Source organism: Mycobacterium seoulense, assembly GCF_010731595.1.
GTDB classification, from domain to species: Bacteria; Actinomycetota; Actinomycetes; order Mycobacteriales; family Mycobacteriaceae; genus Mycobacterium; species Mycobacterium seoulense.
The window spans coordinates 2,051,619-2,069,447 of sequence record NZ_AP022582.1; the positions used below are offsets into that span (position 1 = coordinate 2,051,619).

Genomic DNA, 17,829 nt, shown 5'->3' on the forward strand with positions numbered 1-17,829 from the left:
TGCTCGTCGACGCCGAAAGTTAAGATTGAAACTCTTGCGGCGGCAGGGGATCCGGCGTTAACTTCTCGGCCATGACTATCAGCACCGCACATGTAATGGTCGGGGGCGGCGGGGGCCGCGTTAGCGGAGGCGGTGCCGGTGGCGGCCGCTTTGGTGGCGGTGCCGGCGGGGGCCGCTTTGGTGGCGGGGCGGCGGGGGCCGCGTCAGCGGAGGCGGTGCCGGTGGCGGCCGCCTCGGTGGCGGCGCCGGCGGCGGCCGCTAACCGATCACACGATCGGGCCGGGCGGCTCGTCGGGTTCGGCCGCGCCGAACAGGTCGAGCTGCATCCACGCGACGTCGTGCCAGCGGCCGTGTTTCCATTCGACGCGCCGATACAGCCCGACGTCTCGAAACCCGAATGACCGGTGAAACTCGATGCTGGCCTCGTTCGGTTGGGTGATGCCGGCGAAAGCCCTGCGGTAGCCGCGCTCGGTGAGCCGGCGCAGCAGTCGCGTGTAGAGCCGGCGACCGGCGCCCGTCCGCTGCTGGTCCAAGTCGACATAGATTCCGGTCTCGGCCGACCACTGGAAGCTGGGCAAGCGCACAAGCGCGTGGCCGTAGGCGAAGCCGACGACCCGGCCCGCGCGTTCGAGGACAAGCCATTCGTGGGCTTCGCGGGCGGCGGCGATGCGGGTGGCCATCTCCCCCACGCTCGGGACGTCGATTTCCCAGCTGATCGTCGTGTCCTCGACATACGGGCGATAGACCGCGAGGCATGCCGCGGCGTCCTGCGCGGACGCCGGACGCACCTGGCCGAGGTTCGCGGGCATGCCCGGCATTCTTCCAGGCTTGCAAGCGGTTTCGTCGGCGAAGTGCTCGCGCGACGAAAAAGTTGACGATCAGCCGTCGAGCGCCAGGTCCTTGCGGAAGCGCTGCATGCCGTCGATCTTGTCGTCCAGCGAGGCGTCCGGCCCGGCGTAGAACATCCACGGCATGGTGATGATCCCGGTGATGCCGGCGTCGGCGGCGCGCTGATAGTCGGCGGTGGTGAAGGCGTCGGTTAGCGGCGTCAGGATGGTGAAATCGTCCATCGACAGCCCGTTTTCGGCGCGCAACTCCCGCAGCCGCCCCACGGCCCCGATCGCGCGTTCGGTATTGATCAGATCGCCGATCCAGCCGTCGTTGCGGGCGGCGCGGCGCAGCGCGATATCGCTGAGCCCGCCGACGTACACCGGTATCGGCGGCGGCGTGGGCTCCATTTCCAGTCGCGGCGCGCGGTAGAACGCACCCTCGAACTCCGTCCAGCCGGGCCGCCACAGCGCCCGCATCAACTCGATGATCTCGTCGGTGCGTTTCCCGCGGGCCTCGAACCGCTCGCCCATCAACGCGAATTCCTCCCGGCACCAGCCGACGCCGATGCCGAGTTCCACCCGGCCCGACGCCAGAACCGCCGCGGTGCCAATGGCTTTGGCGGCCGAATACGGGTTGCGCATCGCGGGGATGTAGACGGTGTTGACGAACCGCAGGCGCGTGGTGACCTGAGCCAGCGCACCGATGAGAACCCACGGATCGGGCCAGTCGGTGAACGGCTGCCAGCGGCGTTCCCCGTCCTTGGTGTACGGGTACGGGGTCTCGAGGGTCTCCAGGTTGACGACGTGGTCGGGTATGCCGATGCCGTCGTAGCCGAGTTCGTCAGCGGCCTTCGCGAGTTCGATGATCTCCGGGGTGTTCAGGAACGCACTGCTGATGTAGAACTTCATTCCGCGTCCCGCGCCCACGCGGGCTCGATGAAGACGCCCTCAGCCTCGACGGTGACACCGGCGGCATCCGAAATGGTGCCGCGCGCAAACACTTTGCGGCCTTCCCTGCCGTCGACCCACGCCTCACAGCGGAGCGGGCCCAGTGGGGTGCCCCGCAGGTACTTCACGGTGATGGTTCCGGTGAACCGCGCCTTGGACAGCCCCTCACTGGCCGCCTCGCCGAGCATGTGGTCGAGCACCAGGGCGCTGACGCCGCCGTGCACCAGCTTCGGCGGACCCTCGTACGCCGACCCGAGGACGAACTCGCTCCAGCAGCGGCCGCCGCCGTCGTGGTGGACGACGATCGGCGGCGCGATCGGGTTGCACACCCCGATCGCGGCGTTGCCCAGCGGTAACGGGCGGCCGTCGACGCGGTAGCTCACCCCCACCGGGCGCGTCCGTTGCCGCAACGACGCGGTGACCGCCTCGATCGCCGACCGCGCCTGCGCGACGGCGTCGTCGTCGACCTCGGTCCGGATGGTGGCGTCGACCAGTTCGCGCACGGCGTCGGCCAACGGGGCGTAGAGCGCTGTGACTCGATCAGCCTCCGCCGCGTCGAGCACCTCGAATATGGCGTCCAACGCGCCGGCCTCCTGACTCAACTCCCAAACACCTTCCGCACGACGGCTTTAGCCCGCCGCGTCACCCGTAGATAGTTGTCCAAGAACTCCCCGCCGTCGTCGGTCGGCCAGCCCGCCGCCACCGCGACCGCATTGAGCTGGCGCCCCGGCCCCGGCAGCTGATCGGTCGGCTTGCCCCGGACCAGCACCAGCGCGTTGCGGGCCCGGGTGGCGGTCAGCCACGCCTGCCGCAGCAGATCGACCTCCTCGGAGGGCACCAGGCCGGCCGCGGCGATCGCGTCCAGGCACGCCAGCGTCGAGGTGTTGTGCAGGGCGGGAATCTCGTGCGCGTGCCGCAGCTGCATCAGCTGCACGGTCCATTCGATGTCCGCCAGGCCCCCGCGGCCCAGCTTGGTGTGCGTGTTGGGGTCGGCGCCGCGCGGCAACCGTTCGGACTCGACGCGGGCCTTGATGCGGCGGATCTCGCGCACCATCTCGGCGGACACCCCGCCGGGCGGATACCGCGTCTTGTCGGCCGCCAGCAAGAACCGCTCGCCCAGCTCCGCGTCGCCGGCCACCGCGTGCGCGCGGAGCAGCGCCTGAATCTCCCACGGCTGCGCCCACTGCTCGTAGTAGGCGGCGTAGGCACCCAGCGTGCGCACCAGCGGGCCCTGGCGGCCCTCGGGCCGCAGGTTGGCGTCGACCTCCAGCGGCGGGTCGACGCTGGGCGTGCCCAGCAGCGCGCGGACCTGCTCGGCGACCATCGTCGACCACCGGATCGCCGCCGGCTCCTCGACACCATGGGCCGGCTCGCAGACGAACATCACGTCGGCGTCGGACCCGTAGCCCAGCTCGGCGCCGCCCAGCCTGCCCATGCCGATCACCGCGATGGCCGCCGGCGCCCTGCCGTCCTTGGGCAGGTTGGCCCGGATGATCGCCTCAAGCGCGGCCTGCAGCACGGCCACCCACACCGAGGTGAGGCCGCGACACACCTCGGTCACCTCCATGAAGCCCAGCAGGTCGGCCGAGCCGATGCGGGCCAGCTCGCGGCGGCGCAGCGTGCGGGCGGCGGCGATGGCCCGCACCGCGTCGGGATGGCGGGCCGCCGAGGCGATCAGCGCCCGGGAAACCGCGGCGGGGTCCGTCTCGAGCAGTTTGGGCCCGGCCGGGCCGTCGCCGTAGTCCTGAATCACCCGGGGCGCGCGCATCAACAGGTCCGGCACGTACGCGGAGGTGCCCAGCACGTGCATGAGCCGCTTGGCCACCGCGGGTTTGTCGCGCAGCGTGGCCAGGTACCAGTTCTCGCCGGCCAGCGCCTCGCTGAGGCGGCGGTAGGCCAACAGCCCGCCGTCCGGATCGGGGGCGTAGGACATCCAGTTCAGCAGCCGGGGCAGCAACACCGACTGCACGCGACCACGCCGGCCGCTCTGGTTGACCAACGCCGACATGTGATTCAACGCGGTCTGCGGGCCCTCGTAGCCGAGCGCGGCGAGCTGCCGTTCGGCGGCCTCCGACGTCATGCCGTGCCGAATCTCCAGGCCGGCCGGGCCGATCGACTCCAGCAGCGGCTGGTAGAAGAGCTTGGCGTGCAGCTGGGAGACCCGCAGGTTCTGGTGTCGCAGCTCCTCGCGGAGCACGCCGGCGGCGTCGTGCCGCCCGTCGGGCCGGATGTGCGCGGCGCGCGCCAGCCAGCGCACGGCCTCCTCGTCCTCGACCTCGGGCAACAGGTGGGTGCGCTTGAGCCGCTGCAGCTGTAGCCGGTGTTCGAGCAGTCGGAGGAACTCGTAGGAGGCGGTCAGGTTCGCGGCGTCCTCGCGCCCGATGTAGCCGCCCTGCCCCAACGCGTCCAGCGCGTCCACCGTGGACGCCACATGCAGCGACTCGTCGCCGCGGCCGTGCACCAGCTGCAGCAGCTGGACCGCGAACTCCACGTCGCGCAGCCCGCCGCTGCCGAGCTTGATCTCGCGGCCGCGCACGTCGGCCGGCACCAGCTGCTCGACCCGGCGGCGCATGGCCTGCACCTCGACGACGAAATCCTCACGCTCGCAGGCGACCCACACCATCGGCATCAACGCGGTCAGGTAACGCTCGGCGAGTCCCGGGTCACCCACGGCCGCGCGGGCTTTCAGCAGCGCCTGGAACTCCCAGGTCTTGGCCCAGCGCTGGTAGTAGGCGATGTGCGATTCGACGGTGCGGACCAGCTCACCGCTGCGGCCCTCCGGCCGCAGCCCGGCGTCGACCTGGAAGAAGGCCGACGAGGCCACCCGCATCATCTCGCTGGCGAGCCGGGTGGTGAGCGGGTCGGCGCGCTCGCCGACGAAGATGACGTCGACGTCGCTGACGTAGTTCAGTTCGCGGGCACCGCATTTGCCCATCGCGATGACCGCCAGCCGCGGCGGCGTCGCGTCGCCGCACACGCTCAGCTCGGCCACCCGCAGCGCGGCCGCCAGCGCGGCGTCCGCCAAGTCCGACAGCTGCGCGCCCACCACGGTGAACGGCAGCACCGGCTCGTCCTCCACCGTCGCCGCCAGATCCAGCGCGGCCAATACCAGCAGCTGGTCGCGGTACAGGGTTTGCAGCCGCGCCACCACGGCACCGGGATCGGCCGACGCCTCCTCGACACACGCGATGAACGCCGCGCGCAGCTCTTCGTGCGTGGGAAGTTTGGCCTTGCCCCGCAACAGTTTCCACGACTGGGGGTGGACGGCCAGGTGATCGCCGAGGGCCAGGGACGAGCCGAGCACGGCGAACAGCCGCCCGCGCAACGGGCGTTCGGTGAGCAGCGCGGCGTTGAGCTCGTCCCAGTCGGTGTCGGGATTCTCCGCCAGCCGGATCAGCGTGCGCAGGGCGGCGTCGGGGTCGGGCGCGCGCGACAACGCCCACAGCAGGTCGACGTGCGCCTGGTCGTCGTGGTCATACCAACCCAGCTGCGCCAGGCGATCGCCCGCCGGCGGATCGACCAGGCCGAGCCGGCCCACGCTGGGCAGTCGGGGGCGCTGGGTCACGGGTTTGGTCACGACCACGACGGTATCGCAACCCGCCCGCGGTGCAGGGGTAAGCCGGGCGCCCCGTTGACGCCGACGGGGCTACAGCGACAGGTAGGTGCTCAGCTCATACGGCGTGACGTGGCTGCGGTAATTGGCCCACTCCGCGCGCTTGTTGCGCAGGAAGAAGTCAAAAACGTGCTCTCCCAAGGTTTCCGCGACCAGCTCCGAGGATTCCATGGCCCGCAGCGCGCTGTCCAGGCTGGTCGGCAGCTCGCGGTAACCCATCGCGATCCGCTCCTCGGCGGTCAGGTCCCACACGTTGTCCTCGGCCTGCGGCCCCAGCACGTAGCCCTTCTCCACCCCGCGCAGCCCGGCGGCCAGCAGCACGGCGTACGCCAGGTACGGGTTGCACGCCGAGTCGGGGCTGCGCACCTCGATGCGCCGCGACGACGTCTTGTGCGGGGTGTACATGGGCACCCGCACCAGCGCCGACCGGTTCGCCGCACCCCACGACGCGGCTGTGGGCGCCTCGCCGCCGTGCACGAGCCGCTTGTAGGAGTTGACCCATTGATTGGTGACCGCGCTGATTTCCGAGGCGTGCTCGAGGATCCCGGCGATGAACGACTTGCCCACGTCGGACAGCTGCAGCGGGTCGTCGGGGCTGTGGAACGCGTTGACGTCGCCCTCGAACAGGCTCATGTGGGTGTGCATCGCGGAGCCGGGATGCTCCGCGAACGGCTTGGGCATGAACGAAGCCCGCGCCCCGTTCTCGATCGCGACCTCCTTGATGACGTAGCGGAACGTCATCACGTTGTCGGCCATCGAGAGCGCGTCGGCGAACCGCAGGTCGATCTCCTGCTGGCCGGGGGCGCCCTCGTGGTGGCTGAACTCGACCGAGATGCCCATGAATTCCAGCGCTTCGATCGCGTGCCGACGGAAGTTGGACGCCGAGTCGTGCACCGCCTGGTCGAAGTAGCCGGCGGTGTCGACGGGAACCGGCCGCGACCCGTCGTCAGGGCCGGGCTTGAGCAAGAAGAATTCGATTTCCGGGTGGACGTAGCAGGAGAAGCCGAGGTCGTTGGCCTTCTGCAGCTGGCGGCGCAGCACGTGCCGTGGGTCGGCCCACGACGGGGAGCCGTCCGGCATCGTGATGTCGCAGAACATCCGCGCCGAGTGGTGGTGGCCGCCGGAGGCCCACGGCAGCACCTGGAAGGTCGACGGGTCGGGGTTGGCCACCGTGTCGGATTCCGAGACCCGCGCGAAGCCCTCGATCGAGGATCCGTCGAAGCCGATGCCCTCCTCGAAGGCGCCTTCGAGTTCGGCCGGGGCGATGGCGACCGACTTGAGCGTGCCGAGCACATCGGTGAACCACAGCCGAACGAAGCGGATATCCCGTTCCTCCAGGGTGCGGAGGACGAATTCCTTCTGGCGATCCATAACCCGACAGTAGGCAACGGCTGTTAAATCTGTGTTACCGATGCACAATCGGAACAATTGCGGACATTGCAAACAAGCTGCTCAGTGTGGTCATGACTGGCACCGGTAGGCCGGGGGCGGCAACGCGCCCGCAACGAGGTAACGCATCACCGCGGCGTCCACACACTGGTCCCCGTTGAACACCGCGGTGTGCTGCGTCCCGTCGTAGGTGATCAGCGGGCCGCCCAGCTGGCGCGCCAGGTTGACCCCGGCCTGGTACGGGGTGGCCGGATCGTGGGTGGTAGAGACCACGACGACCTTGCCCGGCGCCGCGGGCGACGCGGCGTGCGGCGTCGACGTGGCCGGCACCGGCCACAGCGCGCACAGGTCGCGGGGCGCGCTCCCGGTGAACTGCCCGTAGCTGAGGAACGGCGCCGCCCGGCGGATGCGCTGATCGGCGGAGACCCAGCTCGCCGAATCCTTCGGCGTGGGCGCGTCGACGCATCGGATCGCATTGAATGCATCCTGATCGTTGGTGTAGTGCCCGCCGCGGTCGCGGCCTTCGTAGTCGTCGGCGAGCAGCAGCAGGTCGCCCGCATCGGTGTCGCGCTGCAGCCCGAGCAGACCGCTGGTCAGGTACTTCCAGTGCGCCGGCGTGTACAGCGCGTTGATGGTGCCGGTGGTCGCGTCGGCGTAGCTCAGGCCGCGGGGGTCCGACGTCCGACCCGGCTTGGCGACCAACGGGTCGACCAGCGCGTGGTAGCGGTTGACGAATTGGGCCGGGTCGGTGCCCAACGGGCAGCCCGCCGATCGGGCGCAGTCGGCGGCGTAGTCGTTGAAAGCGGTTTGGAATCCCGCCATTTGCTGAACGTTCTCGTCGACCGGCCCGACGGTGGGGTCGATCGCGCCGTCGAGCACCATCGCCCGGACGTGGGCACCGAACTTCTCCAGGTATGCGGTGCCCAGCTCGGTTCCGTAGCTGTAGCCGAGGTAGTTGATCTGGTCGTCGCCCAGCGTCTGACGGACCATGTCCATGTCGCGCGCGACCGAGGCGGTGCCGACGTTGGCCAGGAACCCGGGCCCCATGCGGCTCGCGCATTGCTGGGCCAGCTGCTGGTAGAGCTGTTCGATGTGCGCCACACCGGCCGGGCTGTAGTCGACCATCGGCTCGCGCCGGTAGGCGTCGAACTCGGCGTCCGAGCGGCAGCGCAGGGCCGGGGTTGAGTGCCCCACCCCCCGCGGGTCGAAGCCGACGAGGTCGAAGTTGCGCCTGATGGGGGTGCCGTCGAGATTCGAAGCCATCCCGGCCACCATGTCGACTGCCGACCCGCCGGGACCGCCCGGATTGACCAGCAGGGAACCGATCCGCTGGCCGGTGGCCGGCACGCGGATCACCGCGAGCCTGGCTTGCCCCGCTCCGGGATTGTCGTAGTCGACCGGGACGGAGACGGTGGTGCACTGCGCGGTCGGGACATCGCTTGTGTCCGTGGTGAATTGACCGCAGCTCCCCCATGCCTGCGGCGTCGCCGCCGACGGCCTGGGGGCCGCGGTCTGCCCCGCACCGGGTTCCGGGGTGGCGCCGGCGACAGCCGGTCCCGTCGCGGATTGCCCGACCAACAGCCCGAATGACAGGAGCGCCGAACTCAGCGGTCTCAGGCGCGACATGGCTGTCATCGTTTCAGCCCCGGGTTCCCGAAGCGGCGCGAAACGGTTACGCCTTGGTCTCGTCTGCCGCCCTCACCGAGCGTCGGATTGCGCCCGGCGTCAGACCCCTTCCCGCCCTAACACTTTGCGCCGCTGGGCGGCGTCGCCCCGCCCACCAGATAGGCCGTGACGTAGTTGTCGATGCAGCTGTCGCCCTGGAACACCACCGTGTGCTGGGTCCCGTCGTAGGTGAGCAGCGAACTGCGCAACTGGTTGGCCAGATCCACCCCGGCCTTGTAGGGGGTGGCGGGATCGTGGGTGGTCGACACCACCACGGTCGGGGCCAGGCCGGGCGCGGAGATGGTGTGCGGCTTGCTCGTCGGCGGAACCGGCCAGAACGCGCAGGTGCCCAGTGGGGCGTCGCCGGTGAACTTGCCGTAGCTCATGAACGGCGCGATCTCCCGCGAGCGGCGGTCTTCGTCAATCACCTTGGCACGGTCGGTGATCGGCGGCTGATCGACGCAGTTGATGGCGACCCGCGCGTCAGTGGCATTGGTGTAGTGACCGTGCGCGTCGCGGCGCATGTACATGTCGGCCAAAGCCAGCAGGGTGTCGCCGCGGTGGTTGACCAGTTCGCTGAGCCCGTCGGTGAGGTGGTGCCACAACGTCGGCGAGTACAGCGCCATGATCGTGCCGACGATGGCGTCGCTATAGCTCAGTCCCCGTGGGTCATTCGTGGGGGCCGGCCTGCCGACCATCGGGTTGTTCGGGTCGACCAGCGGGTCGACCAGGCTGTGATAGACGTCGACGGCCTTGGCCGGGTCGGTGCCCAGCGGGCAGCTCGACTGCTTGGCGCACTCGGTGGCGTAGTCGTTGAAGGCATCCTGAAAGCCCTTGGCCTGGCGCAGGTCCGCCTCGATGGGATCGGCGTTGGGGTCGACGGCCCCGTCCAGGATCATCGCCCGCACCTTGTCCGGGTAGGCCTCGGCGTAGGCCGAGCCGATCCGGGTGCCATAGGAGTAGCCGAGGTAGGTCAGCTTGTCGTCGCCCAGCGCCGCGCGGATCGCGTCCAGGTCCCTGGCGACGTTGACCGTGCCGACGTTGGCCAAAAAGTTCTTGCCCATCTTGTCGACACAGCGGCCGACGAACTCCTTCGTCTCGTCCTCGATGTGGGCGACGCCCGCCGGGCTGTAGTCGACGTTCGGCTCGGTGCGCAGCCGGTCGTTGTCGGCGTCGGAGTTGCACCAGACCGACGGCCGCGACGAGCCCACCCCGCGCGGGTCGAAGCCCACCAGGTCGAACCGTTCGCGGACCCGCTTCGGCAACGACTGAACGACCCCCAGGGCGGCCTCGATGCCGGACTCACCGGGACCGCCGGGGTTGATCACCAACGAGCCGACCTTGTCCCCGGTGGCGGGGAAGCGAATCATCGCCAGCGTCGCGACGTCTCCGTCGAGGTGGTCGTAGTCGACCGGCACCGCCAGCTTGCCGCACAGCGCGCCGGCGGGAATCTTGGCCTTCGGGTTCGAGCTTCGGCACGGCGTCCACTCCACCGCCTGCCCGAGCCTCGGCCCGGCCAGGACGGCGCGCCCGCCGACAACGCGTACGCAACCCGCGACGAGGAGCGCCACGGCAGCGACCGTTGTCCAAACCAGCAGCGTGCGCGCGACCTTGTCGCGGCGAGACAGACCCATGCCAACATATGCTGCCAGAGGGAAGCTGAGATCCTCATGAGCGCCACCACCAGCGGGTTACCGGGTGCCCGCGAGCGGCGCTGCCATTGCCACCGGCATCGCGGTGATCGTGCCGGGCATGGTATGTCTCACATCACACCGACGGTGCAACCGCACAAAAGAGGTGGCAGAATGACACCGTCAGACGAACCCGGGGACCTTATCCGGCCACGAGGATCGAACCGACCACCCATAGGGACAATGATGTCTGAGCAGAACGTTTACGGTGCGGGCACGTCCGAGCAGGCGCAGCCGCTCACCAAAATCCGCACGCATCACCTGCAGAAGATGAAGGCCGAAGGGCACAAGTGGGCGATGCTCACGGCCTACGACTATTCGACCGCCCGCATCTTCGACGAGGCCGGCATTCCGGTCCTGCTGGTCGGCGACTCGGCCGCCAACGTGGTGTACGGCTACGACACCACGGTGCCCGTCTCGATCGACGAGATGATCCCGCTGGTCCGCGGCGTGGTGCGCGGCGCCCGCCACGCCCTGGTCGTCGCGGACCTGCCGTTCGGCAGTTACGAGGCGGGCCCGGCCCAGGCCCTGGCCTCTGCCACCCGGTTCATGAAGGAGGGCGGCGCCCACGCCGTCAAGCTCGAGGGCGGCGAGCGGGTCGCCGAGCAGATCGCCTGCCTGACCGCGGCGGGCATCCCGGTGATGGCGCACATCGGGTTCACGCCGCAGAGCGTGAACAGCCTGGGCGGCTTCCGGGTGCAGGGCCGTGGCGACGCCGCGGAACAGACCGTCGCCGACGCGATCGCGGTCGCCGAAGCCGGAGCGTTCTCCGTCGTGATGGAGATGGTGCCGGCCGAGCTGGCCACTCAGATCACCGGCAAGCTGACCATCCCGACCATCGGGATCGGCGCCGGCCCCAACTGCGACGGCCAGGTGCTGGTCTGGCAGGACATGGCCGGGGTCAGCAGCGGCAAGGCCGCCCGCTTCGTCAAGCGGTTCGGCGACATCGGCGGGGAATTGCGCCGGGCCGCAATGCAATATGCGCAAGAGGTGGCCGAAGGGGTCTTCCCGGCCGACGAGCACTGCTTCTGACGGACGCGACCAGAGGTTCCGCGAACCGGCGGCCACCGATCACCCACCGATCCTGTCAATTCCGAAATTCCTTGTGTGGCAGGCGGGTACGATTGCTCTTGGATGATGAAGTCTCGACTCCGAGAGCAAGGGTGAACACATCGACAGGGGCATTCGTGGTGACTTCGTGCGCCGTCGAACGGTGCTGAAGATACCGCTGTTACTGGCAGGAGGCGCTGCACTGACCCGAGCACCTCGCGCGGCCGCGCAACCCGCGCCTGGCACCTCGCCGCAGGCAAGCCGCTGGTCCCCTGAGCGCGCCGACCGCTGGTATCAGGCGCAGGGCTGGCCGGTCGGGGCGAACTACATCACGTCGAACGCGATCAACCAGCTGGAGATGTTTCAGGCCGAGACGTTCGACCCGCGACGCATCGACACCGAGCTGGGCTGGGCCCGGGCCAACGGGCTGAACGCGGTGCGGGTCTTCCTGCACGATCTGCTGTGGGCGCAGGACCCTCGGGGGTTCCAAGTCCGCCTGGGCCAGTTCGTCGACATCGCGGCCCGCCACGACATCAAGCCGTTGTTCGTCCTGTTCGACTCCTGCTGGGACCCGCATCCCCAGTCCGGTCCGCAGCGCGCGCCGACCCCCGGCGTGCACAACTCCGGGTGGGTGCAGGCCCCCGGCGCGCAACGCCTCGATGACCGCGCCTACCTGCAGACCCTGCGCGGCTACGTCACCGGGGTGCTCACCCAATTCCGCACCGACGACCGCGTTTTGGGCTGGGACCTGTGGAACGAGCCCGACAACCCATCGAAGTACTACCGCTCGGTCGAGCGGGCCGACAAGCTGGACCTGGTCGCCGACCTGCTGCCGCAGGTGTTCGGCTGGGCGCGTTCGGTCGACCCGTCTCAACCGCTGACCAGCGGTGTCTGGGACGGCGAGTGGGCGGACCCCGGGCGCCGCAGCGTGATCAGCGGCATCCAGCTGGACAACTCCGACGTGATCACCTTCCACTCCTACGCCGAGCCCGCGGAGTTCGAGAGCCGCATCGCCGAGCTCGCACCCCAGGGGCGACCGATGCTGTGCACCGAATACATGGCCCGGCCGTTGGGCAGCACCGTTCAGGGTGTGCTGCCCATCGCGAAGCGCTACAACGTCGGCGCGTTCAACTGGGGGCTGGTCGCCGGGAAGACCCAGACGTTCTTTCCATGGGATTCCTGGGAGCACCCGTACCCCGCCATGCCGGCCGAGTGGTTCCACGACCTGCTCGCGCCCGACGGACGGCCATTCCGTGACCCCGAGATGCAAACGATCCGCGAGCTGAGCGGCCTGGCGATGCATCTGCGGGAAGACCCGCCGCCGCCCCCATAGCGCCGGGGCCGGGAACGGCCCACCCCGGACGGCCGCCGTCACCGCCAGTCGCCTAACCGCGGTATGGCAGGCTATGGGAACCCTCACCACCGTCCCCGACGTTCAAGGCCGCCGCAACGCGCCCTCAACGGAGTCGAAAATGCCTGCAAACGCGCCGCAAACCTCGCGCCACCGCGAGGTGGAGCGCAAGTTCGATGTCGGCGAGTCCACCGTGTCACCTTCGTTCGAAGGCATCGCCGCGGTTGCGCACGTCGAGAAGTCACCCACCCAGCGACTGGACGCCACGTACTTCGACACCCCCGCACAGGACCTCGCCCGTAACAAGATCACCCTGCGTCGCCGTACCGGCGGCTCGGATGCCGGGTGGCACCTGAAGCTGCCGGCCGGGCCCGAAGCGCGTACCGAAGTCCGGGCACCGCTGGACGCCTCGGGCCCGGGCGGGCCCGACACGGTGCCCGAGGAGTTGGTGGACGTCGTGCTGGCGATCGTGCGCGACCGCCCGCTCGAACCGGTCGCCCGCATCACCACCCAGCGCGAAACCCAGGTGCTGAAGGCGGCCGACGGCACTCCCCTGGCCGAGTTCTGCAACGACCACGTCACCGCCTGGTCGGCCGCCACTTCCGAGGACGCCGACTTGGAGCCCACCCAGCAGGAGTGGCGCGAATGGGAACTCGAACTCGCCGAATCGGACGGGGCGCCGGACACCGAGCTGTTGAACAGGTTGGGTAATCGGCTGCTCGACGCCGGCGCAGCGCCGGCCGGGCATGCCTCCAAGCTGGCGCGGGTGCTCGGCACGACGCCGCCGCAGCCCAATGACACGCAGCCCGCTGAGCACCCGTTGCAGCGGGCGGTGGCCGAGCAGATTCGCGAACTCCTGGTGTGGGACCGCGCGGTGCGGGCCGACGCCTTCGATTCCATCCACCAGATGCGGGTCACCACCCGCAAGTTGCGCAGCCTGCTGCGCGACTATCAGGAGTCGTTCGGGCTGCCCGACGACGGCTGGGTGCTCGACGAACTGCGCGAGCTGGCCGGCATCCTCGGCATCGCGCGCGACGCCGAGGTCCTCGCGGAGCGCTACGAACGTGAATTGGACGGCCTCACACCGGATTTGGTGCGCGGGCCGGTGCACGAGCGCCTGGTCGGCGGTGCCCAGCGGCGCTACCAGACGGGGCTACGCCGGTCGCTGATCGCCATGCGTTCCCAGCGCTACTTCCGGCTGCTCGACGCCTTGGACGCGATAGCGGCGCAACCGCCCGGCACCGCTGCGGGTGAAGAACACGCGCCGGTCACCATCGACGCCGCCTACAAGAAAGTCCGCAAGGCCGCCAAAGCCGCCGCCGAGGTGGAGCGGGAGCGCCCGGACGACGAGCACGGGCGCGACGAAGCGGTCCACCGGATTCGCAAGCGGGCCAAGCGACTTCGCTACACCGCCGCGGCCACCGGAGCCGACAAGGTCTCCGAGCAGGCGAAGGCCGTTCAGTCGCTGCTCGGTGACCACCAGGACAGCGTCGTCAGCCGCGAACACCTGCGCCACGAATCCGAAGCCGCCCACGCCGCCGGGGAGGACACCTTCACCTACGGCATGCTTTACCAGCAGGAGGCCGACCTGGCCGAGCGGTGCGAGCAGCAGCTCGACGACGCGTTGCGCAAACTCGCCAAGGCGGTGCGCAAGGCCCGGTCCTGAGCGGGGCGGACGAGCTGGCCTGTAAGCCGGATTCTGTTCCGCACACCTCCGGCGCGGCCGGAGATGCACGGTGGCGACCATCCATCTGGACACACCGTCACCGGGTGCCTCGAGCGGCCTACCCGCAGGCTCGGGCGAGCAACCCTCGAACGCCTGCGCGGCCGCACCTTTCGGTGCGGCCTTCTTGGCCTTGCTTCGGGTGGGGTTTGCCTAGCCACCCCGGTCACCCGGGATGCTGGTGCGCTCTTACCGCACCGTTTCACCCTTACCACCGCGAGGGTGGCGGTTTGTTTTCTGTGGCACTGTCCCGCGAGTCACCTCGGATTGCCGTTAGCAATCACCCTGCTCTGTGAAGTCCGGACTTTCCTCGAACCGCCTCGCGGCGGTCCGCGGCCGCCCGGCCAACTCGTCCGCGACGATCCAGGCTACTACCTGCGCGATCCCGTCGCCAGCAACGACCGCGGGCCGGCTCTATCGTGGACCTCGCAGGCAGCGATGCGGAAGGGTGCGGATGTCCCGGTGGCAGAAGCGCGTCGACTCCGGCGACTGGGCGGCCATCGCTGGCGCCGTCGACGAGTACGGCGGGGCGCTGCTGCCGCGGCTGGTCACCACCGGCGAGGCGGCGCGGCTCCGCCAGCTCTACGACGACGACGGCCTGTTCCGCTCGACCATCGACATGGCACCCAGGCGATACGGCGCCGGGCAGTACCGCTACTTCGCCGCGCCCTATCCCGCGCCGATCGAGGAGCTCAAACAGGCGCTGTATCCACGGCTGCTGCCGATAGCCCGCGACTGGTGGGGCAGGCTGGGCCGCGATGCGCCCTGGCCGGACGGGTTGGACGATTGGCTGGCGACCTGCCACGCCGCCGGGCAGACCAGGTCCACCGCGCTGATGCTCAGGTACCGCGCGGGCGACTGGAACGCCCTGCATCGAGACCTCTACGGGGACTTGGTGTTTCCGCTTCAGGTGGTGATCAACCTGAGCTCGCCAGACGCGGACTACACCGGCGGGGAATTCCTCCTGGTCGAACAGCGGATGCGGGCCCAGTCCCGCGGCCTGGCAACGCAATTGCCGCAGGGGCACGGCTTCGTATTCACCACGCGGGAGCGGCCGGTCGCCTCGAGCCGCGGCTGGTCCGCGGCACCGGTGCGCCACGGTGTATCGGTCGTGCGCTCCGGCGAACGGTATGCCCTGGGTCTGATCTTTCACGACGCGGCCTGAGGGCGGACCGCGGGCAACGGCTTCACCTGCACAGATGACCTCCGCACAGCGATTGTGCGACCGCTTAGCATTGACCATTGCCCGGCGGGCATGTTGGTGCCAGTCTGACCAGATGACAGATACCGAAGGGTTCGTCGACCAAACGGTGACGGGTCTGGCGGACCCCCAGCCGATGTACAAGGCGTTGCGCGAGTCCAGCCCGGTGTTCCGGTCGCCGCAGGCGGTGGTGCTCAGCCGCCTGGCCGACATCGAGATGGCGCTCAAACACACCGAGTTGTTCTCGTCGAACATGGACGCGGTCGACCTGGGCAACGTGCGGCCGCTGATCCCCCTGCAGATCGACCCGCCCGAGCACGCCAAGTACCGCCGCATCCTCGATCCGCTGTTCACTCCGCGGGAGATGGCCCGGCGCGAACCGCGCGTCACCGAGCTGGTGAACGAGATGATCGACGGCTTCGCCGACCGGGGCGAGTGCGACTTCCACACCGAATTCGCGGTGCCCCTTCCGTGCACCGTCTTCCTGCAGCTGCTCGGGCTGCCGCTGGAAGACCTCGACAAGTTTCTGGCATGGAAGGACGGCGTGATCCGCCCGGAAGGTGACTCCGGCTTCGACCGGCGCCACGAGAGCTCGGCCGCGGTGGCCCAACAGATCTACGACTATTTCGACCGCGCCATCGACGACCACATCGCCAGCCCCCGCGACGACGTGCTGTCGGCGATGATCGCCGCCGACATCGCCGGGCGGCCGCTGTCGCGCGAGGAACTCCTCGACATCTGCTTCCTGTTCCTGATCGCCGGCCTGGACACGGTGACCGACTCCCTCGACTGTTTCTTCGTCTACCTGGCGCGCCACCCCGACCACCGCCATCAGCTGGTCGAGCAGCCCGACGTGCTGCCGAGCGCCATCGAGGAGTTGTTGCGCTGGGAGACACCGGTTCCCGGCGTCGCTCGGGTCGCCATGCAGGACGTCGAGGTGGGCGGCTGTCCCATCAGCAAGGGCGAACGCGTCAGCCCCCTGCTGGGCGCGGCCAACACCGACCCGGCGGAATTCGCCGATCCGGAGTTGGTGGACTTCACCCGTAACCCGAATCGGCACCGCGCGTTCGGGGGCGGGCCGCACCGGTGCCTCGGCTCCCACCTCGCCCGCATGGAGCTGCGGGTGGCGTTGCGCGAATTCCACCGGCGCATACCGGATTACGAGATCAAGCCCGGCACCCAGCTGGCCTACACCGCGGCCCTGCGGTCGGTGGAGTCGCTGCCGCTGGTCTTTCCGGTGCCTTAGCCGGGCGGCGTTGTGGCAGTCACGACGCGGCTCAGACCTTCACGGCGCGAGAGGCTCGGTGCTCCTCACCGGGCCTCGTGGGCATCCCGTTGCCGTCGACCCCGCGCTCGGGGGCGGAGAAGTGTCGTAGCGGAACTTCGTCGCTCTCGCGCATTGAGCCCGAAATGAGGTAGGTGGGTCGCGGTGACGGCGCCGGAAGGAAGTCGCGGCGGTAGGCGTCAAGTCGGTCGACAATCAACAGATAGTCGAAGATGTGTCGACAGAGAAAGGACAGGTCGGACTTGTTGAGCTGGTCGGCCTTGAATAGTGGGTAGACGAACTCGAAGGCCCTGAAATAACCCTGGCTTTCGATGTCGTTCACCAGACAAATGACTTCCGACGCGACGAACGCTGACAGGTCGAGAATCTCTCGATTCACCCGGCGGGCACGGTCCATGTGATAGTTGATCGCATCCAACATTGGCGCGTGAGCAGTCGGGCTGGCCGACGCGATCAGCATGTTGGTAGGCGTTTGGGGTCCAATCCTGCTACACGTCTCTTGAACGTTCGCCAACGTATTCTCTCGATGGCTATCGAAGCCGGCCGCCCGGTTCAATGTGGCCATGAGGCTGATCGCCTCGCCGACGACGCGAGCAATCAGCGGCTCCAGGTTCCGGTAGATGTTCCGGCGATCCCGCCGCAACGGCAGCCGGACCACCAGCAGGTAAAAGATGAACGCTTCAACGTAGCCGTTGGCGAGGTGGAAAAGGACGCTGCCGAGTCGCTCACCACCTCGGAAGACTTCGGGCACGTTGGCGAGCAAAACATGTTGAGCAATGCAGTAGGACATGGCAACGCACGCCAGCGCCCAGAGCGATCGATTGAGCCTGCGTTCGAACGGGCTGAGATAGCTGAGCTGAGTTGCTCGCTGCCAACGGCGTTTGAGTCCATCACTCATGTGGTGATTATTGCCCAGACACGCCCCGACGGGCTGAACTTTAGCCGCCTTGCTCTAGACGGCGACTTGGTGACGACTCAGTGAGTGGTGGCGCCTGTCGAATCCGCAGGCCTTGTCCCAGGCTCCGCGGGTTTGCCGATGGATCTTGTGTCGTCCTGGGCGTGTCTACGGATTGTCCGCAACGC

The 17,829-nt window shown here is 68.9% G+C and carries 13 protein-coding genes and 1 other RNA gene; 5 read left to right on the forward strand and 9 right to left on the reverse strand.

Features of this window, described 5'->3' with window-relative positions:
• Positions 1–266: 266 nt before the first annotated feature.
• The 7 genes from G6N37_RS09430 to G6N37_RS09460 form a co-directional block, all read right to left on the reverse strand.
• Entirely contained in the window at positions 267–809 is a 543-nt protein-coding gene (locus G6N37_RS09430) for a GNAT family N-acetyltransferase (protein ID WP_163679075.1), read from the reverse strand.
• A gap of 69 nt (positions 810–878) precedes the next feature.
• A complete protein-coding gene (locus G6N37_RS09435; RefSeq protein ID WP_163679078.1) occupies positions 879–1,739 on the reverse strand; it encodes a TIGR03619 family F420-dependent LLM class oxidoreductase in 861 nt (286 codons plus the stop codon).
• Positions 1,736–2,380, reverse strand: coding sequence for a PaaI family thioesterase (locus G6N37_RS09440; protein WP_163679080.1), 645 nt, complete (start codon positions 2,378–2,380; stop codon positions 1,736–1,738). The genes G6N37_RS09435 and G6N37_RS09440 overlap by 4 nt, the downstream gene beginning before the upstream one ends.
• On the reverse strand, positions 2,377–5,361 hold the full coding sequence (locus G6N37_RS09445; RefSeq protein ID WP_163679083.1) for a bifunctional [glutamine synthetase] adenylyltransferase/[glutamine synthetase]-adenylyl-L-tyrosine phosphorylase: 2,985 nt from the start codon (positions 5,359–5,361) through the stop codon (positions 2,377–2,379). The genes G6N37_RS09440 and G6N37_RS09445 overlap by 4 nt, the downstream gene beginning before the upstream one ends.
• Before the next feature lie 63 nt (positions 5,362–5,424).
• Positions 5,425–6,762, reverse strand: a complete 1,338-nt coding sequence (locus G6N37_RS09450) for a glutamine synthetase family protein (RefSeq protein ID WP_163679085.1) — start codon at positions 6,760–6,762, stop codon at positions 5,425–5,427.
• A gap of 90 nt (positions 6,763–6,852) precedes the next feature.
• Positions 6,853–8,415 carry an alpha/beta hydrolase gene (locus G6N37_RS09455; RefSeq protein ID WP_163679088.1) on the reverse strand — a complete coding sequence of 521 codons (1,563 nt, stop codon included), beginning with the start codon at positions 8,413–8,415 and terminating at the stop codon, positions 6,853–6,855.
• Positions 8,416–8,522: 107 nt separating this feature from the next.
• Positions 8,523–10,079, reverse strand: coding sequence for an alpha/beta hydrolase (locus G6N37_RS09460; RefSeq protein WP_163679091.1), 1,557 nt, complete (start codon positions 10,077–10,079; stop codon positions 8,523–8,525).
• A 243-nt stretch (positions 10,080–10,322) separates the two neighbouring features.
• Here G6N37_RS09460 and panB point away from each other — a divergent pair, with 243 nt between their 5' ends.
• The 3 genes from panB (at position 10,323) to G6N37_RS09475 (ending at position 14,203) form a co-directional block, all read left to right on the forward strand.
• Positions 10,323–11,168: a 3-methyl-2-oxobutanoate hydroxymethyltransferase gene (panB, locus tag G6N37_RS09465; protein WP_083172859.1), complete on the forward strand. Its 846-nt coding sequence runs from the start codon at positions 10,323–10,325 to the stop codon at positions 11,166–11,168.
• 166 nt (positions 11,169–11,334) lie between these two features.
• Positions 11,335–12,519, forward strand: coding sequence for a glycoside hydrolase 5 family protein (locus G6N37_RS09470; protein WP_163679095.1), 1,185 nt, complete (start codon positions 11,335–11,337; stop codon positions 12,517–12,519).
• Between the two features lie 139 nt (positions 12,520–12,658).
• Positions 12,659–14,203: a CYTH and CHAD domain-containing protein gene (locus tag G6N37_RS09475; protein ID WP_163679098.1), complete on the forward strand. Its 1,545-nt coding sequence runs from the start codon at positions 12,659–12,661 to the stop codon at positions 14,201–14,203.
• Positions 14,204–14,209: 6 nt separating this feature from the next.
• On the opposite strand, the gene rnpB is transcribed toward G6N37_RS09475, so the two are convergent.
• Positions 14,210–14,612, reverse strand: an RNA gene (gene rnpB / locus G6N37_RS09480) — RNase P RNA component class A.
• Positions 14,613–14,714: 102 nt separating this feature from the next.
• Between rnpB and G6N37_RS09485 the strand changes: the two genes are divergently transcribed.
• Both G6N37_RS09485 and G6N37_RS09490 read left to right on the forward strand, forming a co-directional pair.
• Entirely contained in the window at positions 14,715–15,425 is a 711-nt protein-coding gene (locus tag G6N37_RS09485) for a 2OG-Fe(II) oxygenase (RefSeq protein WP_163679101.1), read from the forward strand.
• A gap of 112 nt (positions 15,426–15,537) precedes the next feature.
• Positions 15,538–16,707 (forward strand): cytochrome P450, encoded by a 1,170-nt coding sequence (locus tag G6N37_RS09490; protein ID WP_163679104.1) that lies wholly within the window; start codon positions 15,538–15,540, stop codon positions 16,705–16,707.
• A gap of 31 nt (positions 16,708–16,738) precedes the next feature.
• On the opposite strand, the gene G6N37_RS09495 is transcribed toward G6N37_RS09490, so the two are convergent.
• A complete protein-coding gene (locus G6N37_RS09495) occupies positions 16,739–17,644 on the reverse strand; it encodes a hypothetical protein (protein ID WP_163679107.1) in 906 nt (301 codons plus the stop codon).
• Positions 17,645–17,829: the final 185 nt, after the last annotated feature.

Excerpts from the sequence above, each read along its gene's own strand:
- G6N37_RS09495 (WP_163679107.1), bottom strand. The coding sequence starts at position 17,644 with ATGAGTGATGGACTCAAACGCCGTTGGCAGCGAGCAACTCAGCTCAGC.
- panB (WP_083172859.1), top strand. The coding sequence starts at position 10,323 with ATGTCTGAGCAGAACGTTTACGGTGCGGGCACGTCCGAGCAGGCGCAG.
- G6N37_RS09485 (WP_163679101.1), top strand. The coding sequence starts at position 14,715 with ATGTCCCGGTGGCAGAAGCGCGTCGACTCCGGCGACTGGGCGGCCATC.
- G6N37_RS09450 (WP_163679085.1), bottom strand. The coding sequence starts at position 6,762 with ATGGATCGCCAGAAGGAATTCGTCCTCCGCACCCTGGAGGAACGGGAT.
- G6N37_RS09460 (WP_163679091.1), bottom strand. The coding sequence starts at position 10,079 with ATGGGTCTGTCTCGCCGCGACAAGGTCGCGCGCACGCTGCTGGTTTGG.
- G6N37_RS09455 (WP_163679088.1), bottom strand. The coding sequence starts at position 8,415 with ATGACAGCCATGTCGCGCCTGAGACCGCTGAGTTCGGCGCTCCTGTCA.
- G6N37_RS09435 (WP_163679078.1), bottom strand. The coding sequence starts at position 1,739 with ATGAAGTTCTACATCAGCAGTGCGTTCCTGAACACCCCGGAGATCATC.
- G6N37_RS09490 (WP_163679104.1), top strand. The coding sequence starts at position 15,538 with ATGACAGATACCGAAGGGTTCGTCGACCAAACGGTGACGGGTCTGGCG.
- G6N37_RS09430 (WP_163679075.1), bottom strand. The coding sequence starts at position 809 with ATGCCCGCGAACCTCGGCCAGGTGCGTCCGGCGTCCGCGCAGGACGCC.
- G6N37_RS09475 (WP_163679098.1), top strand. The coding sequence starts at position 12,659 with ATGCCTGCAAACGCGCCGCAAACCTCGCGCCACCGCGAGGTGGAGCGC.